General features: G+C 72.8%; 26 protein-coding genes. 14 read left to right on the top strand and 12 right to left on the bottom strand.

Annotation, left to right across the window (positions count from 1 at the left end):
- Positions 1-18: 18 nt before the first annotated feature.
- Complete coding sequence (locus ACFY5B_RS07070) at positions 19-909, bottom strand: hypothetical protein (RefSeq protein ID WP_389965643.1); 891 nt, start codon at positions 907-909, stop codon at positions 19-21.
- Positions 906-1,910 carry an SPFH domain-containing protein gene (locus ACFY5B_RS07075; RefSeq protein ID WP_389965646.1) on the bottom strand — a complete coding sequence of 335 codons (1,005 nt, stop codon included), beginning with the start codon at positions 1,908-1,910 and terminating at the stop codon, positions 906-908. The genes ACFY5B_RS07070 and ACFY5B_RS07075 overlap by 4 nt, the downstream gene beginning before the upstream one ends.
- Positions 1,911-2,032: 122 nt before the next feature.
- On the opposite strand from ACFY5B_RS07075, the gene ACFY5B_RS07080 reads away from it, so the two are divergent.
- Both ACFY5B_RS07080 and argF read left to right on the top strand, forming a co-directional pair.
- Complete coding sequence (locus ACFY5B_RS07080; protein ID WP_389965649.1) at positions 2,033-3,256, top strand: arginine deiminase; 1,224 nt, start codon at positions 2,033-2,035, stop codon at positions 3,254-3,256.
- A gap of 232 nt (positions 3,257-3,488) precedes the next feature.
- Positions 3,489-4,496, top strand: coding sequence for an ornithine carbamoyltransferase (gene argF, locus ACFY5B_RS07085; protein WP_389965652.1), 1,008 nt, complete (start codon positions 3,489-3,491; stop codon positions 4,494-4,496).
- 66 nt (positions 4,497-4,562) lie between these two features.
- Here the strand turns inward: argF and ACFY5B_RS07090 are convergent, their stop codons facing one another.
- Positions 4,563-5,030, bottom strand: a complete 468-nt coding sequence (locus ACFY5B_RS07090; RefSeq protein ID WP_389965655.1) for an ATP-binding protein — start codon at positions 5,028-5,030, stop codon at positions 4,563-4,565.
- A gap of 308 nt (positions 5,031-5,338) precedes the next feature.
- On the opposite strand from ACFY5B_RS07090, the gene ACFY5B_RS07095 reads away from it, so the two are divergent.
- The 4 genes from ACFY5B_RS07095 (at position 5,339) to ACFY5B_RS07110 (ending at position 10,813) form a co-directional block, all read left to right on the top strand.
- On the top strand, positions 5,339-6,166 hold the full coding sequence (locus ACFY5B_RS07095) for an enoyl-CoA hydratase family protein (protein WP_389965658.1): 828 nt from the start codon (positions 5,339-5,341) through the stop codon (positions 6,164-6,166).
- Positions 6,151-8,526: a bifunctional salicylyl-CoA 5-hydroxylase/oxidoreductase gene (locus ACFY5B_RS07100; protein ID WP_389965661.1), complete on the top strand. Its 2,376-nt coding sequence runs from the start codon at positions 6,151-6,153 to the stop codon at positions 8,524-8,526. The genes ACFY5B_RS07095 and ACFY5B_RS07100 overlap by 16 nt, the downstream gene beginning before the upstream one ends.
- 10 nt (positions 8,527-8,536) lie before the next feature.
- The gene (gene sigJ, locus ACFY5B_RS07105) at positions 8,537-9,487 is read left to right on the top strand and encodes an RNA polymerase sigma factor SigJ (RefSeq protein WP_389965664.1); all 951 of its coding nucleotides are present in this window, start codon (positions 8,537-8,539) and stop codon (positions 9,485-9,487) included.
- Between the two features lie 114 nt (positions 9,488-9,601).
- Positions 9,602-10,813 (top strand): NAD(P)/FAD-dependent oxidoreductase, encoded by a 1,212-nt coding sequence (locus ACFY5B_RS07110; RefSeq protein ID WP_389965667.1) that lies wholly within the window; start codon positions 9,602-9,604, stop codon positions 10,811-10,813.
- 21 nt (positions 10,814-10,834) lie between these two features.
- Here ACFY5B_RS07110 and ACFY5B_RS07115 read toward each other — a convergent pair whose 3' ends face one another.
- The 6 genes from ACFY5B_RS07115 to ACFY5B_RS07140 all read right to left on the bottom strand — a co-directional run bounded on the left by ACFY5B_RS07115 (position 10,835) and on the right by ACFY5B_RS07140 (position 17,159).
- Positions 10,835-11,905, bottom strand: a complete 1,071-nt coding sequence (locus ACFY5B_RS07115; RefSeq protein WP_389965670.1) for an ABC transporter ATP-binding protein — start codon at positions 11,903-11,905, stop codon at positions 10,835-10,837.
- Positions 11,902-12,753 carry an ABC transporter permease gene (locus tag ACFY5B_RS07120; protein WP_389965673.1) on the bottom strand — a complete coding sequence of 284 codons (852 nt, stop codon included), beginning with the start codon at positions 12,751-12,753 and terminating at the stop codon, positions 11,902-11,904. The genes ACFY5B_RS07115 and ACFY5B_RS07120 overlap by 4 nt, the downstream gene beginning before the upstream one ends.
- Entirely contained in the window at positions 12,750-13,565 is an 816-nt protein-coding gene (gene modA, locus ACFY5B_RS07125) for a molybdate ABC transporter substrate-binding protein (protein WP_389965676.1), read from the bottom strand. Before modA ends, ACFY5B_RS07120 begins: the two co-directional genes overlap by 4 nt.
- Positions 13,566-13,709: 144 nt before the next feature.
- A complete protein-coding gene (locus tag ACFY5B_RS07130) occupies positions 13,710-14,501 on the bottom strand; it encodes a ribonuclease BN (RefSeq protein ID WP_389965679.1) in 792 nt (263 codons plus the stop codon).
- A 219-nt stretch (positions 14,502-14,720) separates the two neighbouring features.
- On the bottom strand, positions 14,721-15,533 hold the full coding sequence (locus ACFY5B_RS07135) for a PaaX family transcriptional regulator C-terminal domain-containing protein (protein WP_344463095.1): 813 nt from the start codon (positions 15,531-15,533) through the stop codon (positions 14,721-14,723).
- A 15-nt stretch (positions 15,534-15,548) separates the two neighbouring features.
- Positions 15,549-17,159 carry an AMP-binding protein gene (locus tag ACFY5B_RS07140; RefSeq protein WP_389965683.1) on the bottom strand — a complete coding sequence of 537 codons (1,611 nt, stop codon included), beginning with the start codon at positions 17,157-17,159 and terminating at the stop codon, positions 15,549-15,551.
- 127 nt (positions 17,160-17,286) lie between these two features.
- On the opposite strand from ACFY5B_RS07140, the gene ACFY5B_RS07145 reads away from it, so the two are divergent.
- Both ACFY5B_RS07145 and ACFY5B_RS07150 read left to right on the top strand, forming a co-directional pair.
- Positions 17,287-18,783 (top strand): acyl-CoA dehydrogenase family protein, encoded by a 1,497-nt coding sequence (locus ACFY5B_RS07145; RefSeq protein ID WP_389965686.1) that lies wholly within the window; start codon positions 17,287-17,289, stop codon positions 18,781-18,783.
- Complete coding sequence (locus ACFY5B_RS07150; RefSeq protein WP_389965689.1) at positions 18,780-19,178, top strand: RidA family protein; 399 nt, start codon at positions 18,780-18,782, stop codon at positions 19,176-19,178. Before ACFY5B_RS07145 ends, ACFY5B_RS07150 begins: the two co-directional genes overlap by 4 nt.
- A 34-nt stretch (positions 19,179-19,212) precedes the next feature.
- On the opposite strand, the gene ACFY5B_RS07155 is transcribed toward ACFY5B_RS07150, so the two are convergent.
- The gene (locus ACFY5B_RS07155; RefSeq protein ID WP_389965692.1) at positions 19,213-19,413 is read right to left on the bottom strand and encodes a DUF5999 family protein; all 201 of its coding nucleotides are present in this window, start codon (positions 19,411-19,413) and stop codon (positions 19,213-19,215) included.
- Positions 19,414-19,658: 245 nt separating this feature from the next.
- On the opposite strand from ACFY5B_RS07155, the gene ACFY5B_RS07160 reads away from it, so the two are divergent.
- From ACFY5B_RS07160 to ACFY5B_RS07185, 6 genes are all read left to right on the top strand, one after another.
- Positions 19,659-20,105, top strand: coding sequence for a DUF6299 family protein (locus tag ACFY5B_RS07160; protein ID WP_389965695.1), 447 nt, complete (start codon positions 19,659-19,661; stop codon positions 20,103-20,105).
- Positions 20,106-20,205: 100 nt separating this feature from the next.
- A complete protein-coding gene (locus ACFY5B_RS07165; RefSeq protein WP_389965698.1) occupies positions 20,206-21,795 on the top strand; it encodes an ABC transporter substrate-binding protein in 1,590 nt (529 codons plus the stop codon).
- Between the two features lie 20 nt (positions 21,796-21,815).
- Positions 21,816-22,784 carry an ABC transporter permease gene (locus ACFY5B_RS07170; RefSeq protein WP_389965701.1) on the top strand — a complete coding sequence of 323 codons (969 nt, stop codon included), beginning with the start codon at positions 21,816-21,818 and terminating at the stop codon, positions 22,782-22,784.
- Positions 22,774-23,670 carry an ABC transporter permease gene (locus ACFY5B_RS07175; RefSeq protein WP_389965704.1) on the top strand — a complete coding sequence of 299 codons (897 nt, stop codon included), beginning with the start codon at positions 22,774-22,776 and terminating at the stop codon, positions 23,668-23,670. The genes ACFY5B_RS07170 and ACFY5B_RS07175 overlap by 11 nt, the downstream gene beginning before the upstream one ends.
- Positions 23,671-23,678: 8 nt before the next feature.
- Positions 23,679-24,656: an ABC transporter ATP-binding protein gene (locus ACFY5B_RS07180; protein ID WP_389966453.1), complete on the top strand. Its 978-nt coding sequence runs from the start codon at positions 23,679-23,681 to the stop codon at positions 24,654-24,656.
- Entirely contained in the window at positions 24,649-25,302 is a 654-nt protein-coding gene (locus tag ACFY5B_RS07185; protein ID WP_389965707.1) for an ABC transporter ATP-binding protein, read from the top strand. The genes ACFY5B_RS07180 and ACFY5B_RS07185 overlap by 8 nt, the downstream gene beginning before the upstream one ends.
- Before the next feature lie 4 nt (positions 25,303-25,306).
- Here ACFY5B_RS07185 and ACFY5B_RS07190 read toward each other — a convergent pair whose 3' ends face one another.
- Positions 25,307-25,618, bottom strand: a complete 312-nt coding sequence (locus tag ACFY5B_RS07190; RefSeq protein ID WP_389965710.1) for an ArsR/SmtB family transcription factor — start codon at positions 25,616-25,618, stop codon at positions 25,307-25,309.
- Between the two features lie 67 nt (positions 25,619-25,685).
- On the bottom strand, positions 25,686-25,985 hold the full coding sequence (locus ACFY5B_RS07195; RefSeq protein WP_389965713.1) for a hypothetical protein: 300 nt from the start codon (positions 25,983-25,985) through the stop codon (positions 25,686-25,688).
- Positions 25,986-26,121 lie beyond the last annotated feature (136 nt).

Here is a 26,121-nt window from a genome sequence, read left to right on the forward strand (position 1 = left end):
GACCCACCGGCCACCCCCTCACCCCACCAGCCGCAACCGCTCCCGGCAGACTCCCACCTCCACCGTCTGCCCCCACGTCAGCTCCACCGCGTCGCTCTCCATCCCGTCCCCGAAGGCGATCAGCCGTTCGGACTCGACGGTGAGACGGAGGCGGGCGGGGGCGGGGAGTTCGCCGGCGGTCAGGGAGGTGCCGGTGGCCGGGGAGGGCCAGGCCTCGCGGACGAACCAGAGCAGGCGGTTCTCCGTCGGGGCCGGCAGCCGCAGGGCACCGCCCCGCTCCTGCCACAAGGACCGGAGCCAGCCCGTGGCCCCGGTCCCCGTCCCCACCAGCACCCCGGAGGAGGCCTGGGCCTCGACGACACCCCCGTCGCCCTCCAGGCCCAGGCGGTATCTGGCTGTCTGGTGGCCCGCGGCGCCCAGGTAGATCTCGTTGAGGGCGACCAGCCGCTGGGTGTCGTCCGCGACGGCCTCGACCATCGTCAGCTCGTCGACGCTCGCGCCGGCCACCGCCAGCAGCTCCGCCGTGTCCCGCGGGCGGTGCCGTACCAGGACACCGGGGTTGCGGCCGGGCTCGGTGTCGATGCCTAGCACCGGTTGACCGGACAGGTACTTGGCCGCGTTCGCCACCAGTCCGTCCTGGCCGACCACGATCACCACGTCCTCGGGAGCGAACAGGAAACGGTCCAGGTCGGCCCGCTCCACCCGGGCCTGACGCCAGGTCAGCGGAATCGCGGAGGTCACCTCGGCGAGCGCCCGGCGGGTGCGCTCATGGCGTTCGGCGACCTCCCCGATGTCCCGGCCCCGGGAGGCGAGGAAGAAGGCGGCCTGGCCGTGGGTGCCGTGGTGGGCCACCAACTCCTCGTACTCCGTGGTGCGATGGACCAGAACGGCCCGCGGCGCGAGACTCACTCCGGCTCCCGTGCGCCCAGCTTGGCCAGGAGCCCCGTCAGCACGTCCGGGGAGATCGTCAGGCTGTCGATGTTCGGCAGGTTCTCCGCGAGCCGGGTTCCGGTGAGGGCGTGCAGCGTGGCGACCTCGACGTCCTCGTGCACCTTCAGCCAGGCGGCCTGGGCCTGCGCCTTCGCGTCGCCGACCGCGCGCACTCCCTCGGCCTCCGCGCGGGCCAGCCGTACCGAACGTGTCGCCTCCGCCTCGGCCCGTACGGCGTCCGCGGCCGCGTGCTCCTCCGCCTCCCGGCGGGCGTTGGTGCCCCGCTGCTCGACCAACTGCTCCTCGCGGCGGGCGAGTTCGATCTGGCTGGCCAGTTCGTTCTCGGCGATGGTCCGCTCGCGCTCCACGGCGACGGCCCGCCGTTCGTAGGTCGCCCGGTCGGCCTCCTGCTGGATCTGTTCGCGGGCCGGGGTGCGCATGGCCCGTTCCACCTCCGGTTCGGGTCTCAGTGCCATCACGCGGACGGCGACCACCTCGATGCCGGTGGCCGGCAGCCGGGGCTCGGCGTCCAGGCCCGCCGCGACCCGCTCGCGCACCGCCGTCACCCCGTCGACCAGGGCGGAGGACAGGGGGGTGCGGGCCAGTACGTCGAGCGCGTGCTGCTGGGCCGTCTCGGTGAGCAGTGTGCCCAGTTGCTCCAGGGGCGCGCCCCGCCAGACCCCGGTGTCCGGGTCGATCGAGAAGTCCATGCGGGCGGCGGCGAGGGCCGGGTCACCGATCCGGTAGGTCACGGTCGCCTGCACCGCCACGTCCTGGAAGTCGGACGTACGGGCACGGAAGGTCATGGCCAACTCGCGGTCGTCCATCGGGACTTCGGAAAGCGCGGCCGTCAGCGCGCGGAACCAGAAGCTGAGCCCCGGACCGTCGTGCAGCAGCTTGCCGCCGCGGTGGTGCCGGATGTGCGCCGTGGGCGCCCCGCGCAGATGGCGCCAGCCGAGGCGCCGGGTGATGTCGGCCATCGAACCCCCTCTTTTCGTCTGCTAGACGATAACCGGAGGGCGGGATTGTCGTCAAGGGGACGAGAACAGAATGCCGGGCGGGCGGAGGGGTCAAGAGGCGCCCCGTTGGTCAGGATGGAGGCATGGCATACCACGTCCACTCCGAGGCCGGGCGGCTGCGCCGCGTCATCCTGCACCGGCCCGATCTCGAGCTCAAAAGGCTCACCCCCAGCAACAAGACCTCGCTGCTCTTCGACGACGTGCTGTGGGTGCGCAGGGCCCGCGCGGAGCACGACGGATTCGCCGACGTGCTGCGCGACCGGGGCGTCGCCGTCCATCTCTTCGGCGACCTGCTGGCCGAGACCCTTGAGGTCCCGGCGGCCAGATCCCTCGTCCTGGACCGGGTCTTCGACGAGAAGGAGTACGGCCCGCTGGCCACCGACCCGCTCAGAGCCGCCTTCGAGAACATGCCCGCGCGGGACCTGGCCGAGGTCCTGATCGGCGGCATGACGAAACGCGAGTTCCTCGACGTGCACCCGGAGCCGACCTCCGTGCGCTTCCACGTCATGGAGCTGGACGGCTTCCTGCTGGGCCCGCTGCCCAACCACCTCTTCACCCGCGACACCTCCGCCTGGATCTACGACGGCGTGTCCATCAACGCCATGCGCTGGCCCGCCCGGCAGCGCGAGACCGTGCACTTCGAGGCGATCTACCGGCACCACCCGCTGTTCCGCGACGAGACGTTCCACGAGTGGTCGAAGGGGCAGGCCGACTACCCGTCGACCATCGAGGGCGGGGACGTGCTGGTCATCGGCAACGGAGCCGTGCTCATCGGCATGAGCGAGCGCACCACCCCGCAGGCCGTGGAGATGCTCGCCCACAAGTTGTTCGCCGCCGGGTCCGCCGAGACGATCGTGGCCCTCGACATGCCCAAGCGGCGTGCCTTCATGCACCTCGACACCGTGATGACGATGGTCGACGGCGACACCTTCACCCAGTACGCGGGCCTCGGCATGCTCCGCTCGTACACCATCGAGCCCGGCGTCGGCGAGAAGGAGCTGAAGGTCACCGACCATCCGCCGGAGCACATGCACCGCGCGATCGCCGCCGCCCTCGGCCTGAACGAGATCCGCGTGCTGACCGCCACCCAGGACGTGCACGCGGCCGAACGCGAGCAGTGGGACGACGGCTGCAACGTCCTCGCCGTCGAACCCGGGGTCGTGGTCGCCTACGAGCGGAACTCCACCACCAACACCCACCTGCGCAAACAGGGCATCGAGGTGATAGAGATCCCGGGCAGCGAGCTGGGCCGGGGCCGGGGCGGGCCGCGATGCATGAGCTGCCCGGTCGAACGTGATCCGGTGTAGGAGGCCCCTGATGCCCCTGATGCCCCTGATGCCTCTGAGGGCGGCCCGATGAGCCCTCAGACCCTGAGACCCCCATGACCCTTGAGACGCCCATGAGCTCTGAGGCCCCTGCAACCCCTGTCCCTGCCACCCCTGTCCCTGCCACCCCCGTCCCGAGAGGCTCTCGTATATACATGCCGAGGTTCGTATAGTATTTCAGCAGTTAGTGTCCCCGTATCCCTGGAGCGCCCTCATGGCGACTGTCCCGACCGCCCTCGCCGGCCGCCATCTCCTCAAAGAGCTGGACTTCACCGCGGAGGAGTTCCGCGGTCTGGTCGAGCTGGCCGCCGACCTGAAGGCCGCCAAGAAGGGCGGGATCGAACCGCGCTACCTCCAGGGCCGGAACATCGCGCTGATCTTCGAGAAGACCTCCACCCGCACCCGCTGCGCGTTCGAGGTCGCGGCCGCCGACCAGGGCGCCTCGACCACGTACCTCGACCCCTTCGGCTCCCAGATCGGGCACAAGGAGTCGGTCAAGGACACCGCGCGGGTGCTGGGCCGGATGTACGACGCGATCGAGTACCGGGGCGACAGCCAGCAGAAGGTGGAGGAGCTGGCGGCGCACGCCGGTGTCCCCGTCTACAACGGGCTCACCGACGACTGGCACCCCACCCAGATGCTCGCCGACGTGCTGACCATGACCGAGCACTGCGCCAAGCCGCTGAGTGAGGTCTCCTTCGCCTACCTCGGGGACGCCCGCTTCAACATGGGCAACTCCTACCTGGTCACCGGCGCCCTGCTCGGGATGGACGTACGGCTCGTCGCGCCCAAGGAGTACTGGCCGGCCGAGGAGATCGTCGACCGGGCCCGTGCGCTCGCCGTGACCAGCGGCGCCCGCATCACGCTCACCGAGACCGTGGACGAGGGCGTCCGCGGGGCCGACTTCGTCGCCACGGACGTCTGGGTCTCCATGGGCGAGCCGAAGGAGGTCTGGGCCGAGCGCATCACCGCCCTCGCCCCGTACGCCGTGACCATGGACGTCCTGCGCGCCACCGGCAACCCGGACGTGAAGTTCCTGCACTGCCTGCCCGCCTTCCACGACCTCGGCACCAGGGTCGGCCAGGAGATCCACGCGGCGTACGGCCTGGAGTACCTGGAGGTCTCCGACGAGGTCTTCGAGTCGGCCCACTCGGTCGTCTTCGACGAGGCGGAGAACCGGATGCACACCATCAAGGCGGTCATGGTGGCGACCCTGGCCTGATCAGGCCCTGCCGCGCGGCCGGTCCCTGTGGCCTTCAGGGGCGCCGGGCCTCCCGGCTCGCCCCGGTCACACCGGCCGGCGCCGCTGAGCCGGTACCGCCGACAGCCTGAACCAGACCGCCTTGCCCGACTCGGTCGGCCGGTGCCCGCAGGAGGAGCTCAGGGCGCGGATCAGCAGCAGCCCGCGTCCGTGCTCCTGCCAGGGGTCGGGCGGTCCGCCGGCCGGACAGGTGAGGTCGCCGGGCGGAGCCGGGTCGGTGTCGTGCACCTCCACCTGGCAGCCCGACGGCATCAGCTCCACGACCAGCTCTATCGGTGTCTCGCCCGTGGTGTGCTCCACCGCGTTGGCCACCAGCTCCGCCGTCAGCAGCTCCGCGGTGTCGCAGTCCGCCCCGTGGTCGAGCTCGGCCAGCGCCGTACGGACCAGGGCGCGGGCCACGGGCACCGCCGCTGCGGTGTGCGGCAGCGCGATGCGCCAGGAGGCGGGGGCTGAGGGCAGTTCGTACACGGCGGGTCCGTTCATGGAGCAGGACATCCTGCTTTCAACCTGATGAATGGTACGGCGCCGCTCTTCGGAGGCGTCCGAGGGGCACCGTCGGAGGCGCCCTTGCCCCCTTGCCGGACGGCTTACCCAGGTGAACGCGCCGCCGCGCACAGCTGCTCCCGCCGTTACGCCGGTGTGGACGATCTGTGACGGATGTAACCGGGCCAGGTCACGCCGGGCCCGCACCGAAGTCCTACCCGCACGGTCTATCGCGCACTCATGACGACAGTCACGGATGAGTGATAGCTTCGAGGGGTAGAGCTCAGTGAGGCAGTGCCCGCCCGAGGAGGCCGCACGTCATGAGTCCCTTCACCGGCTCCGCCGCCCGCACCCCCGGCTGGGAGCATCTGCGCGTCGACGTCGCCGACGGCGTCGCGACCGTCACCCTCGCCCGCCCCGAGAAACTCAACGCGCTCACCTTCGGCGCCTACGCCGACCTGCGCGATCTGCTCGCGGAGCTGTCCCGGGAGCGGTCCGTACGGGCCCTGGTGCTGGCCGGCGAGGGCCGCGGCTTCTGCTCCGGCGGCGACGTCGACGAGATCATCGGCGCGACGCTCGGCATGGACACCGCACAGCTGCTGGACTTCAACCGGATGACCGGCCAGGTGGTCCGCGCCGTCCGGGAGTGCCCGTTCCCGGTGATCGCCGCCCTGCACGGCGTGGCGGCGGGCGCCGGAGCGGTCCTCGCCCTGGCCGCGGACTTCCGCGTCGCCGACCCCACCGCACGCTTCGCCTTCCTCTTCACGCGCGTCGGCCTCTCCGGCGGCGACATGGGCGCGGCCTACCTGCTGCCCCGGGTCGTCGGACTGGGCCACGCGACCCGCCTGCTGATGCTGGGCGACCCGGTCCGCGCCGTCGAGGCGGAGCGCATCGGTCTCATCAGCGAACTGACGGAGGAAGGCCGGGCGGACGAGACCGCACAGCGACTGGCCCACCGCCTGGCGGAGGGCCCGGCCCTGGCCTACGCCCAGACCAAGGCCCTGCTGACAGCAGAGCTGGACATGCCTCTCGCAGCTTCAGTGGAATTGGATGCTTCCACCCAGGCACTACTGATGAACAGCGCGGACTACGCGGAATTCCACGCCGCTTTCACGGAGAAGCGCCCTCCCAAATGGAGCGGACGGTGACCGCAACCCCTCCAGGGGCGCGGGGAACTGCGCGACCAGCCCCAACGCACCCGCAGCCGCACCACGACAACGGCCACCCACTACGCGTGGCAATCATCGGCGGCGGCCCCGGTGGCCTGTACGCCGCAGCCCTGCTGAAACGCCTCGACCCGTCCCGCGACATCACCGTCTGGGAACGCAACGCCCCCGACGACACCTTCGGCTTCGGCGTGGTCCTCTCGGACGAAACCCTCGGCGGCATAGAGCACGCCGACCCGGAGGTCTACGAGGCCCTCCAGCAGCACTTCACCCGCTGGGACGACATCGACATCGTCCACCGCGGCACCCGCCACACCTCCGGAGGCCACGGCTTCGCGGCCCTGGGCCGCCAACGCCTCCTGGAAATCCTCCACGCCCGCTGCCGCGACCTCGGGGTCGACCTCCGCTTCCACACCGAGGCCCCCGAAGACCTGCCGCACACCCACGACCTGGTCATCGCGGCGGACGGCATCCACAGCATCACCCGCGAGACCCACGCGGACGTCTTCCGCCCGCGGGTGACGACCCACCGGTGCCGCTACATCTGGCTCGCCGCCGACTTCCCCTTCGACTCCTTCCGCTTCGAGATCGCCGAGACCGAACACGGCGTCATGCAGCTCCACGGCTACCCCTACGCCCCCGACGCCTCCACGGTGATCATCGAGATGCGCGAAGAGGTCTGGCACGCGGCCGGTTTCGACGAGCTCGGGGAAGCGGAGTCGATCGAGCGCTGCGCCAAGATCTTCGCGGAGGCGCTCCGCAGCCGCCCCCTGCAGTCGAACAACTCCACGTGGACGACGTTCCGCACAGTGGTCAACGACCGCTGGTCGCACGGCAACGTCGTCCTCCTCGGGGACGCGGCCCACACCGCGCACTTCTCCATCGGCTCCGGCACCAAGCTCGCCGTCGAGGACGCGCTCGCCCTGGCCGCCTGTCTGGAGGAGCGGGACACCCTGCCCGAGGCCCTGGCCGCCTACGAGGCGGAGCGGCGACCGGTCGTCGCCTCCACCCAGCGTGCGGCCCGGGCCAGCCTGGAGTGGTTCGAGAACCTCCCCCTGTACCTGGACCAGCCGCCCCGCCAGTTCGCCTTCAACCTCCTCACCCGCAGCCGTCGCGTCACGCACGGCAACCTGCGGCTGCGCGACGCCCACTTCACACAGAAGATGGAGCGCGAGTTCGGCTGCCCGCCCGGCACACCCCCGATGTTCACGCCGTTCCGGCTGCGCGGACTGACCCTGCGCAACCGGGTCGTCGTCTCGCCCATGGACATGTACTCGGCCGTCGACGGTGTCCCCGGCGACTTCCACCTCGTCCATCTGGGCGCCCGGGCGCTGGGCGGGGCCGGGCTGGTGATGACCGAGATGGTGTGCGTCAGCGAGGAGGGCCGCATCACGCCCGGCTGCACCGGCCTCTACACCGGACGGCAGGCCGAGGCCTGGAAGCGGATCACGAACTTCGTGCACACCCGGGCGCCCGGCACCGCCATCGGCGTGCAGCTCGGCCACAGTGGCCGCAAAGGCTCCACGAAACTGATGTGGGAGGGCATGGACGAACCGCTGGAGGAGGGCAACTGGCCGCTCGTGGCCCCCTCGGCGCTCCCGTACAAGCCGTTCAGTCAGACACCTCGCGAGCTGTCCCGCGCGCAACTGACCGACATCCGAGAGCAGTTCACGGCGTCCGCGGTCCGCGCCGCCCGGGCCGGCTTCGACCTGCTCGAACTGCACTGCGCGCACGGCTACCTGCTGTCCGGCTTCCTCTCCCCGCTGACCAACCGGCGCACCGACGCCTACGGCGGCTCCCTGGAGAAGCGGCTGCGTTTCCCGCTGGAGGTCTTCGACGCCGTACGGAACGTGTGGCCGGGGGAGCGGCCCATGACCGTCCGCGTCTCCGCCACCGACTGGGCCGAGGGAGGGACGAGTGCCGAGGACGCCGTCGAGATCGCCCGGGCCTTCGCCGCGCACGGCGCCGACGCGATCGACGTCTCGACGGGCCAGGTCGTCGCGGACGAACGGCCGGAGTACGGGCGGTCCTACCAGACGCCGTTCGCGGACCGGATCCGCCACACCACCGGCATCCCCGTGATCGCCGTCGGCGCGATCTCCTCCTGGGACGACGTCAATTCCCTGATCCTCGCGGGCCGCACCGACCTCTGCGCCCTCGCCCGCCCCCACCTCTACGACCCCCACTGGACCCTGCACGCGGCGGCCGAGCAGGGCTACACGGGCCCGGGCGCGCCCTGGCCGGCCCCGTACCGCGCGGGCAGCCGCCGTCCCCAGACGGGCCGCCTGGACGCCCCCAAACCGCGACTGGATCTCGGAGGCGCCGACGCCCGGGGACGTTAGGATCCGTGGCATGCCCCTGACCCTGGACGACGTGGACCGGTTCGAAGCCTCCCGACCGCGCCTGGAGGCCGTGGCCTATCGGCTGCTCGGGTCGGCGAGCGAGGCCGAGGACGCCGTTCAGGAGACGTTCCTGCGCTGGCAGGGCGCCGACCCCGACCGCATCGAGGTCCCCGAGGCCTGGCTGACGAAGGTGCTCACCAACCTGTGCCTGAACCAGCTCACCTCGGCCCGTGCCCGGCGTGAGACCTATGTGGGGCAGTGGCTGCCCGAGCCGCTGCTCGCCGGGGACCCGATGCTGGGGCCCGCCGACACCGCCGAGCAGCGGGAATCGGTCTCGTACGCGGTGCTCGTCCTGCTGGAGCGCCTCTCCCCGAACGAGCGGGCCGTGTACGTCCTGCGGGAGGCCTTCGACTATCCGCACCGGGAGATCGCCGAGATCCTCGACATCACCGAGGCCTCCAGCCAGCAGATCTTCCACCGCGCGAAGAAGCGCGTCGCGGACGGCAGGGCCCGCACCCGCACCGAGATCGACGAGACCGCCGCCCGGCGGATCATCGACGAGTTCCTCGCGGCCGCTTCCAGCGGCAGGACCGAGCCGCTCGTGCAGCTGCTCACCGGGGACGCCGTCGCGATCGGCGACGGCGGCGGGAAGGTCCCGGCCCGCGCCAGGGCGTTCGAGGGCGCCCTCGCGGTCGCCAAGTTCATGCGGGGCCTGTTCAAGCCCAGCGCGGCCAAGCGCGCCCTGGTCGGCGGCTCGCCCGAGGTCTACGCCTGGACCGCCAACGGCGACCCCGCCCTCGTGGTGGTCGTCGATGGCCGGGTCATCGGCGTCATGTGCCTGGAGGTCGCCGCGGACGGCATCGCCGCGTTCCGCAACCAGGTCAACCCCGACAAGCTCGAACGCGCGACCCGGCTGTGGGCCGCAGGCGACCACGGAGAACCCCTGCTCACGGTCTTCTGACCCGACCGACCATGGTGTGACGTGCATCACGCCACGTTCCTGTCAGGAAACGGCGGGCCGCCCGGTTCAAGAGGCGAACCCGCTGAAGACAGCCGTCATGACAGGAGCCACGCCATGCAGCACCGCATCGTCGTCCTCGGGGCCGGCTACACCGGAGCCACCGCCGCCGGGCGCCTCGCCAAGCGACTGCACCGCGAAGACGTCGCCATCACCCTCGTCAACGCCGAGCGCGACTTCGTCGAGCGTGTCCGGATGCACCAGCTCGCAACCGGGCAGGACCTCGCATCCCGGCCCTTCGACGAGATGTTCGAGGGCACCGGCGTCGCGCTGAAGCAGGGGAAGGTCACCGCCGTCGACGTGGACCGCCGGACCGTCACCGTCGCCGCTCCCGAAGGCGCGGGGCAGGGGGCGGACGAGGTCCTGCCGTACGACACCCTCGTGTACGCCCTCGGCAGCGGCTGGAACGACCAGGGCGTGCCCGGTACGGCCGAGCACGCCCACGAGATCGCCGGCCGCCCCGGAGCGCTCCGGCTGCGCGAGCGTCTGGCCGGCCTGGCCGCCGGGGAGTCCGTGGTCGTGGTCGGCGGCGGCCTCACCGGGGTGGAGGCGGCGACCGAGATCGCCGAGGCCCGGCCGGACCTCGACGTCGCCCTCGCCGTCCGCGGCGGATTCGGCGACTGGCTCTCGCCCAAGGGCACCGGGCACCTGCGGAAGACCTTCGACCGGCTCGGCATCACCGTCCACGAGCACACCGCCGTCACCGCCGTCGACGCCGACCGCGTCACCACCGCCGACGGCACGACCCTCCCGGCCGCGGTCACCGTGTGGACCACGGGCTTCGCCGTCCACCCGATCGCACAGGCCACCACCCTGGAGGTCTCCGGCACCGGACAGATCGTGGTCGACGAGACCATGCGCTCGGTGTCCCACCCGGACGTGTACGCCGTCGGCGACGCGGCCCTGGCGATGGGCCCCGGAGACAAGCCGCTGCGGATGTCGTGCGCCTCGGGCGTCCCCACCGCCTGGCAGGCCGCCGACGCCATCGCGGCCCGCCTGACCGGCGGGAAGGTCCCGACCGTGCCGGTGCGCTACTTCAACCAGTGCATCTCCCTGGGCCGCAAGGACGGCCTGATCCAGTACGTCACCGCCGACGACCGCGCGAAGTCCGCGGCCCTGACCGGCCGGCTCGCCGCGCTCTACAAGGAGATCATCTGCAAGGGCGCGGCCTGGGGCGTCGCCCACCCGACGCTCCTGCCGGTCCGGCGCCGCCGCGTCGTGCAGGGGACCGTCGTCCCGGAGGGCGCGCCGGTCGGGACGGCGGCCTGACCCGTGGGGACGCCGAGCGCCTCAGACCGGGTAGGCGTGGGTCTGCGTGGCCTTCACCGTCGCCCAGACCTCCGCCCCCGGGTGGAGATCGAGCTCGGCCGCTGCGACCGTCGTGAGGTCGGCGGCGAGCGGGAGTTCACCGGTGAGGTCGGCCCGGATCTGGTCGCCGTGGGTCTCCAGGCCCGCCACCTCGCAACGCCACAGGTTGCGGGCGCTGGAGCCGGTGGGCCGCTCACGGTGAAGGGTGACCGCGCTCGGCGGGAACGCCACGAAGACCGGGCCGGACAGCACCTCGGTGGTGGTGAGGGACGGGCCGTCCGTGAGCCGGACGGCGTGGCCGTCGGCCTCGCCCCGGTAGAGGTTCAGGCCCACCAGCTGTGCGATGTAGTCCGTGCGGGGGTGGCGGGCGATGTCGGCCGGGGTGCCCTCCTGCACGACCCGGCCGTGCTCCACGACGACCAGCCGGTCGGCCAGCACCATCGCGTCGAGCGGATCGTGGGTGACGAGCACGGCCACCGCCTCGAAGTCGGCCAGGTGGCGCCGCAGCCGGGCGCGCACCTCCAGCCGGGTGCGGGCGTCCAGGGCCGCCAGCGGCTCGTCGAGCAGCAACAGCCGGGGCCGGGTCGCCAGGGCCCGGGCGAGGGCGACGCGCTGGGCCTGGCCGCCGGACAGCCTGCGCGGTTTGGCGCCGGTGTGCGCCGCGAGGCCCAGGCGGTCGAGCCATTCCGCGGCCTGCGCCCGGGCCTCGGCCTTGGTCGCGCCCTGGCAGCGGGGGCCGAAGGCGACGTTGTCGAGGGCCGTGAGGTGGGGGAAGAGCAGATAGTCCTGGAAGACGACACCGACGGGACGGGCCTCCGGCGGCGTACGGTCCAGCTCGGCGCCGTCCAGCCGCAGATGGCCGCCGGAGAGCGGCGTCAGACCGGCCAGGGCCCGCAGCGCGGTGGTCTTGCCGGCGCCGTTCGGCCCGAGCAGGGCGACGACCTCGCCGGGCGCGACGGTCAGCGCCACGTCGAGGCGGAAGCCGCCCCGGTCCACGACGAGATGGGCGTCGAGCCCGTCGATGGAGGTGCCGGCGGCGGGGGTCGGGGTCATCCGGCGCTCATCCATCGGTCGCGCAACCCGGCGAGCACCGCGATCGACACCGCCAGCAGCACCAGGCTGAGGGCGATCGCGGCCTCCGGGTCGCTCTGCAGGGCCAGGTAGACGGCCAGGGGCATGGTCTGGGTGCGGCCGGGGAAATTGCCGGCGAAGGTGATCGTCGCGCCGAACTCGCCGAGCGCCCGGGCCCAGGCGAGGACCGCGCCCGCCGCGATGCCGGGTGCGATGAGGGGCAGTGTGACGCGGCGGAACGCCGTGAAGCGGGAGGCACCCAGGGTGGCGGCCGCCTCCTCGTAGCGCGGGTCGGCGGCCCGCAGGGTGCCTTCGACGCTGATGACGAGGAAGGGCATCGCCACGAACGCCTCCGCGATCACGACCCCGGCCGTGGTGAAGGGCAGCGTGACCCCGAACCACGCGTCGAGCCAGTGCCCGACGATGCCGTTGCGGCCGAGTGCCATCAGCAGCGCCACACCGCCGACGACCGGGGGCAGGACGAGGGGCAGGGTGACGAGGGCGCGTACGAGGCCGCGGCCGGGGAAGTCGACGCGGGCCAGCAGCCAGGCCAGCGGCACGCCGATGACCAGGCTCACGCCGGTGGCAAGGGTCGCGCAGATCAGGGAGAGCTTGAGAGCCTGCCAGACGTCCGGGCTGGTCAGCTGCGCGGGCAGGCTGTGCCACGGGGTCCGCACGAGCAGGGCGATCAGCGGCACGATCAGGAAGGCCAGCCCGATCAGCGCGGGGATCAGCAGAGGCAGCGGAACCCCCGTGCGGACGCGCCGGCGCCGCGGACCGCCCCGGAGGGTGTCGGTCGCGGCGCGAGGCTGGTCGGTCGGGAGCGTCACGGCTTGAGGAACCCGGCCCCGCTCAGGACCTTCTGGCCCTCGGCGGACCGCACCAGCGCCATGAACGCCTTGGCCGCCTCGGCGTTCCGCGCGTCCTTGAGCAGGACGATCGGGTAGTCGTTGACGGCGTCGGCCGACTCGGGGAACTCCACGCCCTCCACCTTGTCACCCGCCGCGCGCACATCCGTCTGGTAGACGACGGCGGCGTCGGCCTCCTTCAGCTCGACCTTCGTCAACGCGGCCTTGACGTCCTGCTCGTACGACACCGGCGTCAGCTTCAGACTGCTCGCGTCGAGGGCCTTCTGCGCCGCGGCGCCGCACGGCACCTCCTTGTCGCAGAGCACGACCTTCAGGCCCGCCTCGGTGAGATCCGCGAGCGAGGAGATCTTGCCGGGGTTGCCCGGCAGGGTGGCGATCTCCAGCCTGTTGCGGACGAAGGTCGCGGGCGCGCCCGAGGCGTCCCCCGCGTCCGTGACGATCTTCATCGTCTTGGGGCTGGCCGCGGCGAACACGTCGGCCGGGGCGCCGCCCGTGATGCTCGCGGCGAGGGAGTCGCTGCCGCCGAAGCTGAAGGTGACCTTCGTGCCCGGGTGGTCCTTCTCGAACCGCTCGCCCAGCGTCGTGAAGCTCTCCTTCAGCGAGGCCGCGGCGAACACGGTCACCTCGCCGGAGAGCCTGCCCGGCCCGGAGGAGTCCGGTTTCGCCGAGGAATCCGAGCCGGACGACGAGCAGGCACTCAGGGCCAGCAGGGCGGCGGCTCCCACGGCGGCCGCCTGGAGCGGGCGGCGGGTCCGGCGCACGGTACGGGTCATCACGGGGCTTCTCCCTCTGCTGGGTATGCGCCGATGATAATGCCGCAGATGCGAGGGAAAGGCCCCCTGTTGATTCGCATGAGCCGGGATTGAGGGCCCCGGGGGTGGCATGTGCGTTCGTACAGAAGGGGGACGGGGCCGGCTCTACCCGGTGCGGTTCCGCTGCCCGTGGTGCTCCAGGGCCCAGCGGCCGAGGAGCGCACCGCCGTAGACGACGTAGCCCACGCCGATGAGCCAGGACTCCACGACGAGGACGACGCCGACCGCTCCGTAGCTGATCGCGTTGGTGACGATGAGGGGCGTGAAGACGAAGTAGGAGAACATGCGCAGGCCGCCCAGCCCCAGCATGGTGGCCAGCGCCCCCGGGAGCAGACAGCGCCAGGGGACCTGCCCGCCCAGCAGGAAGCGCTGCCCCCACCAGAAGAACAGCACGCCGGACGCCGAGCTCAGCGCGATCCGCTCCGGCCCCGAGACGAGGCCGCGCGTCTGCACCTCCTGGTACAGGTACGCGGTCATCGCGATCATCCACACCGCCTGCCGCCAGACACGGTGCCACGGGCCCGAGGGCAGGCCCCAGATCCGCTCGTAGCCGTTCTGCACGCTCCCGCCGAAGGCGACACCGAAGACGGCCAGCGCGACCCCGCCCAGCACGCTCGTGGTGCCGATGACCTTGCGCGGCGGGCTGATGATGTCCGTCAGCACCCGCGCGGACCGCCCGGACAGCCCCATGCCGTCGGCCAGCCACGAGGCGAACCCGCCCCGCCCCAGAGGGTCGGCGGCGGCGACCACGATCAGCAGGGGTGCCAGCGTGACGAGCGCGAGCGTGGCGAACCCCATGGCCCGGTGCATCAACTCCACCTCGCGGCCCTGCCGCACGAGGGTGTGGGCCCCGGCCCGCCGCCACCCGCCGTGCACCGAGCGTCCCAGCCGCCTCACGGGAGCCGGTCCGCGTCGGCGCCCGCCGCTCTCGGGAGCCGGTCCGCGCATTGGCCCGCCGTCCTCCAGAGCCGGTCCGCGCGGGCGCCCGCCGTCCTCGGTGGTGTGGTGACGGTCATCCCTCGGTCCGCCTCCCGCCGCATGCTCCGTCCACTCACGGACATCGTCGACCGTTCCACAGCGGAGCAGACGCGGCAATCCGGGCGGCGCCCGCGGGTGTCAGAGCCCCACGAACCCCGCCCCCGCGTCCCGCAGCCGCTCGTGCAGCCCCCGGAACACGGCCGACGAGCGGACCCCCGGCCAGTCGGCGGGAAGCAGCTCGGACGGCAGGCCCGGGTCGGTGTAGGGGAGGTGGCGCCAGGAGTCCAGCGCGAGGAGGTAGTCCCGGTAGGCCTCTTCGGCCGGGGTGTCCTCGCGCTTCTCCCAGTCGCGCAGCACCCGCGCGTGGCGGTCGAGGAACGCCTCGTGCTCCTTGGCGATGGCCGCCAGGTCCCACCACCGGGCGACGGCCTCGGCGGTCGGGGCGAACCCGAGGTGGTCACCGCGGAAGAAGTCGACGTACCCGTCGAGCCGCAGCCGCTGGAGCGTGTGCCGGGTCTCCTCGTACAGTCGCGCCGGCGCGATCCACACCCCCGGAGCGGCCGTGCCGAAACCGAGCCCGGCCAGCCGGGAGCGCAGCACGTGCCGCTTCTGCCGCTCCGACTCCGGCACGGAGAACACCGCGAGCACCCAGCCCTCGTCCTCGGGCGGGGCCGAGGCGTAGATGCGGCGGTCGCCGTCGTCGAGCAACTGGCGGGCGTCCGGGGACAGTTCGTAACCGGCCGCGCCCTGGGCGGTGCGGGCCGGAACGAGCAGTCCGCGTCTCTTCAGCCGCGACACCGAGGAGCGTACGGACGGGGCGTCCACGCCGGCCGCGGCCAGCAGCCGGATCAGTTCGGCTACCGGCACGGGGCCCGGCACGAAGCGGCCGTACGCGCCGTAGAGCGTGACGATGAGAGACCGTGGTGCATGCTGGTCGGACACGTTGATCATCTTAGGTCGTACGGATCATTCCCGGTCGCGTTCCGGTACCCCCGGGGCGCGCAGTCTGAACCGCTGGAGCTTGCCGGTGGCCGTGCGCGGCAGCGCGTCCAGGAAGACGATCTCCCGCGGGCACTTGTACGGCGCCAGCTCGCTCTTCACGAAGGCGCGCAGCGCCTCGGCGTCCCGTTCCGCGCCCTCCTTGAGGACGGCGAAGGCCAGCACGACCTGCCCGCGGGCCTCGTCGGGACGGCCGACCACCGCCGCCTCCACCACGTCCGGGTGCCGCAGCAGCGCGTCCTCCACCTCGGGGCCGGCGATGTTGTACCCGGCCGAGATGATCATGTCGTCGGCGCGGGCGACGTAGCGGAAGTAGCCGTCGGGATCGCGGACGTAGGTGTCGCCGGTGACGTTCCAGCCGCCGCGCACGTAGTCCCGCTGCCGTGGGTCGGCGAGGTAGCGGCAGCCGACCGGGCCGCGCACGGCGAGCAGGCCCGGCTGCCCGTCGGGCACGGGTTCGCCGTCGGCGTCCTGCACGCGCGCGTGCCAGCCGGGCACGGGCACGCCCGTGGTCCCGGGCCGGATCCGGTCGTCGGCCGCGGAGATGAAGATGTGCAGTAGCTCGGTGGCGCCGATGCCGTTGATGACGCGCAGGCCGGTGCGCTCGTGCCAGGCCTGCCAGGTCACCGCGGGGAGGTTCTCGCCGGCCGAGACGCAGCGGCGCAGGGAGGAGAGGTCGTGCCCGTCGAGTTCGTCGAGCATCGCGCGGTACGCCGTGGGGGCGGTGAACAGCACGGAGGCCCGGTGCCGGGCGATGGCGGGCAGCAGCTGCCGGGGCCCGGCCTGTTCGAGGAGCAGCGCGCTGGCCCCGGCCCGCAGCGGGAAGACCACCAGGCCGCCGAGGCCGAAGGTGAAGCCGAGCGGGGGGCTGCCCGTGAACACGTCGTCGGGGCCGGGCTTCAGCACGTGCCGCGAGAAGGTGTCGGCGATCGCCAGCACGTCCCGGTGGACGTGCATGCAGCCCTTGGGACGGCCGGTGGTGCCGGAGGTGAAGGCGATCAGCGCCACGTCGTCGGCCGCCGTCGCCACGGCCGCGTACGGTGTGCCGGGCGCCGGGCGGTTCAGGAGGTCGTCCGGGGCGTCACCGCCGTAGGTCGTGATCCGCAGGCCCGGTACCTCGGCCTTGGCGAGGTCGTCGACGGCCCGGATGTCGCACAGGGCGTGCCGCACGCGGGCGATCTCGCACATCGTGCTCAGCTCGTGCGGGCGCTGCTGGGCGAGCACCGTCACCGCCACGGCCCCCGCCTTCAGCACCGCCAGCCAGCAGGCCGCGAGCCACGGGGTGGTGGGGCCGCGCAGCAGCACCCGGTTGCCGGGGACGACGCCGAGTTCGCCGGTGAGCACGTGGGCGACGCGGTCGACGCGGGCGCGCAGATCGCCGTAGGTCCACCGCTCGCCGGTGACGGTGAGGAACGCCGGGCGGTCGTCGGGCGGGCCGTTCAGCAGTTCGGCGGCGCAGTTGAGCCGTTCGGGGTAGTGCAGCTCCGGCAAGTCGAAGCGGAGCTCGGGCCATTGGTCCGGGGGTGGCAGATGGTCCCGGGCGAAGGTGTCGACATGGGCCGTGCCCCGTGGATTCATACGGTTCGCCCCCTTGGCGTGGTGGGCTCGCCCCTGGAGCGTATCGTGTTGGTGACGACAGTCAACGGTCCGCGATAGCCTCGGAGTGGCCCAGCCGGAACGCAGGGTGGCGGAGAAGGGATCGGCGATGACCGCATTCTCACTCGAACCGGCACAACTCGCCTGGTGCGCCGAACTGCGTGCCCTGGCCGCGGAGCGGCTCCGTCCGCTGGCCGACAAGGGCGAACCGGGGCGGGTGAACCGCGCCCTGGTGGCCGAACTGGGCAGCCTCGGGCTGCTCGGACGCCTGTTCACCTCGGGCGCGCTCGACCTGTGCCTGATGCGCGAGTCCCTGGCCTACGCCTGCACGGAGGCCGAGACGGCCCTGGCCCTCCAGGGCCTCGGCGCCCACCCGGTCCACGCGTACGGCACACGGGCCCAACGCGACCACTGGCTCCCCCGGGTGACCGCCGGCACGGCGATCGCGGCCTTCGCCCTGAGCGAGCCCGGCGCGGGATCGGACGCGGCGGCACTGGAGCTCCGGGCGGAGACGGACGGCGGCCTGGGTGGCGGCCGGTCGCCGCAGGCGGCGGAGCGGGCGCTGCGGGTGGAGGAGACGGGCGGGGACCGGCAGGGTGGCCGGTCGTCGGACGCGGTGGCGCAGGGCCTGCGGGCGGAGGCGGACGGCGGCCTGCGGTGCGGCCTTGCATCGGACGCGCCGGGGCGGGCGCTGCGGGTGGAACGGACGGGCGGGGAGCGGCAGGGTGGCCGGTCGTCGGACGCGGCGCCGCGGGCGGATGCGGATACCGACCTGCGGGGTGGCCCGGCACCGGACGCGCCGGGGCGGGCGCTGCGGGCAGGGAAGCACGACGCCTCGCGGGACGGCCGCCCCCCGGAGAGTACCGCCCTCACCGCCGCCCCCGACGGCCCCGCCCGCTGGCGGCTCACCGGTGAGAAGTGCTGGATCTCCAACGCCCCCGAGGCCGACTTCTACACCGTCTTCGCCCGCACCACCCCGGGTGCCGGGGCCCGGGGCGTCACGGCCTTCCTCGTGCCCGCCGACCGTCCGGGCCTGACCGGCCGCGGTCTCGACATGCTCTCGCCGCACCCGATCGGCGCGCTCGACTTCGACGCCGTGCCGGTGACGGCCGACGACGTGCTCGGCCAGGCCGACCGCGGCTTCCGGGTCGCCATGGGAACGCTCAACCTGTTCCGCCCCAGCGTCGGCGCGTTCGCCATCGGCATGGCGCAGGCGGCCCTCGACGCGACTCTCACCCACACCGCCGGACGGGACGCCTTCGGGGGCAGACTGAAGGACCTGCAGGCCGTCGCCCACCAGGTCGCCGAGATGGCCCTGCGTACCGAGGCGGCCCGGCTCATGGTCCACGCGGCGGCATCGGCGTACGACGCGGACGACCCGGACGTGCCCCGGCGCTCCGCCATGGCGAAACTGCTCGCCACCGAAACCGCCCAGTACGTCGTCGACGCGGCCGTCCAGCTGCACGGGGCCCGGGCCCTGCAACGCGGCCATCTGCTCGAACACCTCTACCGCGAGGTGCGCGCCCCGCGCATCTACGAGGGGGCCAGCGAGGTGCAACGCGGCATCATCGCCAAGGAGTTGTACGCCCGCCAGGAGGCCCGGTGAGTACCGAGCGCGTCAACCCGCCCGAGCTGTCCCCGCCGGCCGGCTTCTCCCACGCCGTGGTGGCCTCCGGGTCGCGGGTGGTGTTCCTGGCCGGTCAGACCGCCCTCGACGCCGACGGCAAGCTGGTCGGCCGCACCCTGCCCGAGCAGTTCGAAAGGGCCCTCGCCAATCTGCTGGCCGCCCTCACCGCGGCCGGCGGCACACCGTCCGACCTGGCGCGTGTCACCGTCTACGCCACGGATGTCGAGGCGTACCGCGCGCACGCTCCCGAACTCGGACGACTGTGGCGTGCGGCGGCCGGTCGCGACTACCCCGCCATGGCGGTCGTCCAGGTCGTCCGGCTGTGGGACGCGGAGGCGATGGTGGAACTGGACGGCTTCGCGGTCCTGCCGTAGCGGGACCGTCGTGCCGCCGTGAAGCGGCCTCGGGTCAGGCCGCGACGGCCAGGCCCTGCGCCGTCACCCGGCGGGGCTGCACCACGCGTCCGTCGGGGAGCAGCTCGCCGGTGTCGTCGAAGACGACCGTCCCGTCGCACAGCAGGCTCCAGCCCTGCTCGGGGCGGGACGCCACGATGTGCGCGGCGGGGGAGGGGGAGTCGGTCGCGGGGCACTGGGGCTGGTGGGCACACATGGCGCACCTCCACGTCGGTAGGGCCATCCGAAGGGTTCGTCTGACTCGTACAGACAGACCATCCTCCCGTCCCGGGCTCATCGGAACGGCCCGGCGGGAAGCGTGACACGCCCCGGACATTCCCGGGACGGTTCCACGACGGCCGGCGCGGTCGAGCCACCGAAGGGTGAGGATGACGGGCGCCGGGCCCGTGGGGCGGGTACGAGTGGAAGCCGCAATCCAACCCTTTTCGGGAGGTTTCCTTCATGCGTGTACGTCCACTTCTCGGCACGGCGGCCGGTGCCGCGCTGCTCCTGCTCGCGGGCGCGGCGCCCGCCACCGCGTCCACCCTCGCCCCCACCGGCTCCGTGAAGGTCGACGCCGTGGGCCGGATCGCCGCCGACGGCACCGTCACCCTGTCGGGCACCTACCGCTGCGCCGGCTCCAGCGGCCCGGTCTTCGTCGGCTCCTCCGTGAGTCAGGGCGCCTCCACGACCCGTTACGGCATCGGCGGCACCCGGGCCGTGTGCGACGGCGCCGAGCACCGCTGGGTGAACTCGGGCCGTACCGGATCCAGCGCGCTGGTGGCCGGGGCTGCCCACGTCCAGGCCACCGTGGTGGAGCTGCGCAGCTTCGGCGTCCTGCCGCTGCCCGTCTTCCTCGCGGTCCAGGACCAGGACGTCACGCTGACGCAGGCCCGAGCCCGGCGGTGAACCGTTCGGCGGGCGTTCGATTCCGGGGCGCCCGCCGATCCTGTTTAATTGCGAGGTCTTTGCAACAACAGGATCAGGGCAACAAAGGGTGTGAGGTCACATGTCGACCCGTCGGATACGAGGGGCCGCCGTCACGGCGGCGCTGGCCGCGGCGGTCACCGCCTGCTCGGCCCCCGGTGGCGGCGGCTCGGGCGACGGCAAGTCCGCAGGATCGGTCGTGCTCGGGGTGGCCTCCGAACCCGACACCCTCAGCCCGCTGCTCGGCTACGGCAAGGACGGCAACTCCAAGATCTTCGACGGGCTCCTCGCCCACGACGCCGACCTGAAGCTGAAGCCCGCGCTGGCGGCCGAACTGCCCGAGATCACCGACGGCGGCCGCACGTACACCTACACCCTGCGCGACGGCGTCGAGTTCAGCGACGGCGAACCGCTGACCGCCGCCGACGTCGTCTACACGTACCGGACGGCCCTCGACCCGAAGACCAACAACACCTTCAAGAGCGAGCTGGACGCCGTCAAGAAGGTCGAGGCGAGCGGCGACGACAAGGTCGTCTTCACGCTCAAGTACCCCTACGCCCCCTTCGCCGCCCGCACGGTCCTGCCCATCGTCCCCGAGCACATCGCGGGTGAGCAGGACCCCAACACCGGCTCCTTCAACACGAAGCCGGTCGGCACCGGACCGTACGTCCTCGCCAAGTGGAGCAAGGGCGAGAAGCTCACCTTCAAGGCCAACCCCCGCTACTGGGGCGGCGAGCCGAAGGTGAAGACCTTCACCATGGCGGTCATCGGCGACGACAACGTGCGCGCCACCCGCCTGCGCTCCGGCGACCTCGACGGCGCGGTCCTCCCGCCCAACCTCGCCGCCACGTTCAAGGGCGACGACGCCAAGCGCACCTACGAGGCCCGGTCCTACGACTTCCGGGCCGTCACCCTCCCCACCGGGAACAAGGTCACCGGCGACCGCGCGATCCGCCGGGCCCTCGACGCCGCCGTGGACCGCGAGGCCATGGTCGACAAGATCCTGGACGGTGCCGGCCGCCCGGCCTACGGACCGCTGCCCGTCGACGACCCCGCCTTCACCGAGGACATCGAGCGCGCCCAGGACCTCGGCAAGGCCGGCAAGATCCTGGACGAGGCCGGCTGGAAGCCCGGCGAGGGCGGCATCCGCACCCGGGACGGACAGCGGGCCGCCTTCACCCTCCTCTACCCCTCCGGCGACAAGGTCCGCCAGGACCACGCCCTCGCCTACGCCTCCGACGCCAAGAAGGCCGGCATCGAGGTGAAGGTGGAGAGCGCCACCTGGGAGGTCATCGAGCCCCGCATGAAGGACACGGCCGTCCTCGCGGGCTTCGGCAGCACCGGCGACCCCGACTTCGGCCTCTACACCCTGTTGCACTCCTCCCTCGCCGGCGACGGCTTCAACAACATGGCGCGCTACGACAACCCGGCCGTGGACCGCGCCCTCGACAACGGCCGCCGCAGCCAGGACCCGGCCGAGCGCACGTCCGCCTACGACAAGCTCCAGCGCGCCCTGGTGCAGGACCCCGGCTACACCTTCCTCACCCACATCGACCACCTCTACGTGCTGGCCGACCGCTGGGAGAACCTGAACACCCAGCTGGAGCCGCACGAGCACGGCTTCGCCAGCGGACCCTGGTGGAACATCGAGGACTGGCAGCCGAAGAAGTGACCCGCCTCCCCTGGGGAGCGATGGCACGACTGGCGGGACGGCGGGCCCTGTTCGCCGTCCCGGTCCTGCTCGTCGTCACCTTCGGCGTGTTCGCCATCGCCGCCGCCTCCCCCTTCGACCCCGTCAAGGCCTACGCCGGCACCGCCGCGCTCGGCGCCGACCAGCAGACCCTGGACCGGCTGCGCGAGAACCTCGGCGTGGACCGGCCCTTCGCCGCCCGCTGGTGGCACTGGCTGACCTCCGCCCTCACCGGCGACCTCGGCCACTCCAGCGTCATGCGGCAGCCGGTCGCCCAGGTCATCGGCGAACGGCTCGTGTGGTCCGCGCTGCTCTGCGCGCTCGCCTTCGCCGCCGCCGTACTGGTGGGCACGGTCCTCGGCGTGCTCGCCGCCCGCCGCCCCGGCTCGCTCACCGACCGGACCGTCACCTCCCTCGCCTACACCCTGGAGGCGGCACCGGTCTTCTGGATCGCACTGCTCGCCGTCTGGCTGTTCGCCCTCCAGTGGGACGTCCTCCCGGCGGGCGGCCTGACCGACACCGGCAGTGAACAGGTCACGCCGGGCCAGGTCGCGAGCCATGTCCTGCTGCCCGCCGGTGTCCTCGCCGTGTCCCAGCTGCCCTGGTTCACCCTGTACGTACGCCAGGGCGTCGGCGACGCCCTGGCGGAGGACCCCGTACGCGGCGCCCGCGCCCGCGGCCTGAGCGAAGGCACCGTCCTGCTCGGCCACGCCCTGCGCTCCGGGCTCCTCCCGGTGCTCACGCTCATCGGCTCCCGCGTGCCCGAACTCATCACCGGCGCGCTGCTGGTGGAGAGCGTCTTCAGCTGGCCGGGCATCGCCGCGGCCACCGTCGAGGCGGCCACCGCCGTCGACTTCCCGCTGCTCGCCGCCCTGACGACCCTGGCCACCGCGGCGGTGCTCGCCGGGAACCTGCTCGCCGACCTGCTCTACGGACTGTTCGACCCGAGGGTGAAGCTCAGTGACATGTGACGCCCCGGCGCCCGCCGCCCCGGAGCGGACCGAGTGGCGCTCGCACGGGCCCCGGCGCCGCTCGACCCGCGCCCTGCGCGTGCGCACCTCCGCCGCGCTGGTGGCCGCGACCGTCCTCGCCGTGCTGCTCGTGCCGCCGCTGGTCCAGCTCGACCAGCAGGCCGTCGACCTCGCCGCCAAGCTGCAACCGCCCTCCTGGGCCCACCCGTTCGGCACCGACGACGTCGGCCGCGACCTGCTGCTGCGCTGCGTCTACGGACTGCGCGTCTCGCTGCTCGTCGGCGTGGCTGCGGCGCTGACCGCGACCGTCGTCGGCACGGCCGTGGGCGCCGCGGCCGGGGCCCTGGGCGGCTGGGCCGACCGGGCCCTGATGCGGGTGGTCGACACGTTCTCGTCCGTGCCGCATCTGCTGCTCGGCATCTTCATCGTCGCCATGTTCCGCCCCGGGGTGTGGCCCGTGGTCATCTCGGTCGCACTGACCCACTGGCTGTCCACGGCCCGGATCGTCCGTGCCGAGGTGCTGTCCCTGCGGTCCAGGCCCTACATCGACGCCGCCGTCTCCGGCGGGGCCTCCCGGTGGCGGGTGACCGTACGGCACCTGCTGCCCGCCGTCCTCCCGCAGGCCGCGCTCGCCGCCGTGCTGATGGTGCCGCACGCCATGTGGCACGAGTCGGCGCTGTCCTTCCTCGGGCTCGGGCTGCCCACGCACACGGCGAGCCTCGGCACCCTCATCCAGACCGCCCGCGGCTCCCTCCTCGCCGGCCAGTGGTGGCCGACCCTCTTCCCGGGGCTCTTCCTCATCGTCCCCACCCTCGCCATCGCCGGACTCGCCGGGGCCTGGCGCGAGCGGATCAACCCCCGCCACCGATCGGAGCTGATGCTGTGAGCGCCGGTATGGACTCCATGGCCCCCGTGCTGTCGGTGCGCGGCCTGTCCGTGCGGTTCCTCATGCCCGGCGGGCGCCGCGTCGCCGCCGTCACCGACGCGCGGTTCGACGTGGCACCCGGCGAGTGCCTGGCCCTGATCGGGGAGAGCGGCTGCGGCAAGTCCGTACTGGCCTCCGCCCTGCTCGGACTGCTCCCCGGCAACGCCCAGACCGCCGGTTCGGCCCTCCTCGGTGACCTCGACCTGCTCACGGCCGGCGAGCGGACCCTCGCCCGCACCGTACGAGGGCGGCTCATCGGTCTCGTACCGCAGAGCCCGGCCGCCCACCTCACCCCGGTCCGCACCGTCCGCTCCCAACTGGAGGAGACGGTCGCCGCCCTGACCGCGACCCGGGGGCGCGCCGCCCTGCGGGCCGCCGCCGAGGCCGCCGCCGAACGGGCCGCGTTCCCCGCGGACCACCTCGACCGCCACCCCCACCAGCTCTCCGGCGGTCTCGCCCAGCGCGCCGCCACCGCCCTGGCCCTGGTGGGCGACGCGCCCCTGCTGCTCGCCGACGAACCCACCACCGGACTCGACCGCGACCTGGTGGACCGTACGGCCGACGAACTGCGCCGGCACGTCGACGACCCGGGCGAGGGCGGCCGCGGACGCGCCCTGCTGATGATCACCCACGATCTGGCGGCCGCCGAGCGCATCGCGGACCGGGTCGCGGTCATGTACGCCGGACGGATCGTCGAACTCGCCGACGCCACCGCGTTCTTCGGCTCACCCGGGCCCCGCCACCCCTACAGCCGCGGCCTCCTCCAGGCCCTGCCCGACCGCGCCTTCACTCCCATCCCCGGCATGCCGCCCGAACTCGGCGACCTCCCGGCCGGCTGCGCCTTCGCCGCCCGCTGCGACCGGGCCACCGACACCTGCGCCACCGAGCCGCCCCCCGGCACGGTCGCCTGCCACCACCCGCACGTGCCGGAGGACGTCCGTGCTTGAACTGCGCTCCATCACCGCCGGATACGTCAGGAACGCCCCGGTGGTCAGGGACGTATCCCTGACCGTCGCGTCGGGCGAGTCCGTCGGCCTGCTCGGCCCGAGCGGCTGCGGCAAGTCCACCCTGGCGCGGGTCGCGGCCCTGCTGCACCGCCCCGACTCCGGCACCCTGCTCCTCGACGGCGAGCCCGTACGGCGCTGGCGCCACCGCGCCCCCCGAGAGCGGCGCACCGCCTTCGGGGTCGTCTTCCAGCAGGCCAGGCTCTCCGCGGACCCGCGGCTGCCGCTCACCGACCTGATCGCCGAGCCCCTGCGGGCCACCGGTCGCGGCGCGGAAGCCCCGGGCCGCATCGCGGAGTTGGCCCCCGTCGTCGGTCTCACCCCCGACCTGCTGACCCGGCGGCCGCACGAGGTCAGCGACGGCCAGCTGCAACGCGCCTGCCTCGCCCGGGCCCTGGTGCTGCGCCCCCGCCTGCTGGTGTGCGACGAGATGACGGCGATGCTCGACGCCTCCACCGCCGCCGCTCTGGTCGCGGCCGTCGAGGACTACCGGGCCGCCACCGGCGCCGCCCTGCTGGCCGTCGGCCACGACCGCACCCTGCTGGAGCGCTGGTGCGACCGCACGGTCCAGTGGGACGGCTTGACCTGAGGCGCTACTCCCCTGCGTGCCGGATGGCGTCCAGCACGATGTGCGCCACATGGTCGTCGGTGAGGCTGTACCGCGTCTCGCGGGCCTGACGCCGGGCGGTGACGATCCGGGAGGTGCGCAGCACCCGCAGGTGCTGGGAGACCAGCGGCTGGCTCACGCCCAGTGCGGTCACCAGTTCATGGACGTACTTCCCCCCACCGGACAGCTCCCGCACGATGCCCAGCCGTACGGGCGAGGCCAGGGCACGCAGCAGCTCGGCGGCGGCCTGCAGGGTCGGGTCCGGCTCGTCCGTCGGGGGAGAGGGCGTCGTTGTCATATGCATATATTAGCATATGACAACGATTCTCAGTTCGCCCTCCGCCTCTCCGGGGGTGCGAGCGGGATCAGTGGTCGTCCCAGTGTCCCTCGTGGGCGGCGTGGCGGTGGCCGTCGTGCACATAGTCCGTGTGGTCGTCGTGCCGCACGGCCAGATGGCCGCAGTTGTCGCCGTGCTGGTGGTCGTGGTTCTGGTGCACCGTGTGGTCGTCGCTCGTGCACTCGTCGGTGTGGCCCTCGTGCGTCCGGTGGATGTGGCCGTCGTGGGCGTAGTCGGTGTGGTCGTCGTGGGGGAAGGCGAGGTGCCCGCAGTCGTCGCCGTGGGTGTGCGCGTGGTCCTCGTGGGTGATGTGCTGGGCGGTGGCCATGGGGGAGCTCCTTGCGTGTGCTGGGGGCGGGCCGCGGCGTATCGGGCCGGGTCCGGTATGCCGACATTAACATATAGCGATCCCTGCATGTATTGTCCGCGGCCCCGCCGCCGCCCGCCACCTGACGTGTGACGCA

This window comes from Streptomyces sp. NPDC013187 (assembly GCF_042899705.1).
Classification (GTDB): domain Bacteria; phylum Actinomycetota; class Actinomycetes; order Streptomycetales; family Streptomycetaceae; genus Streptomyces; species Streptomyces hawaiiensis_A.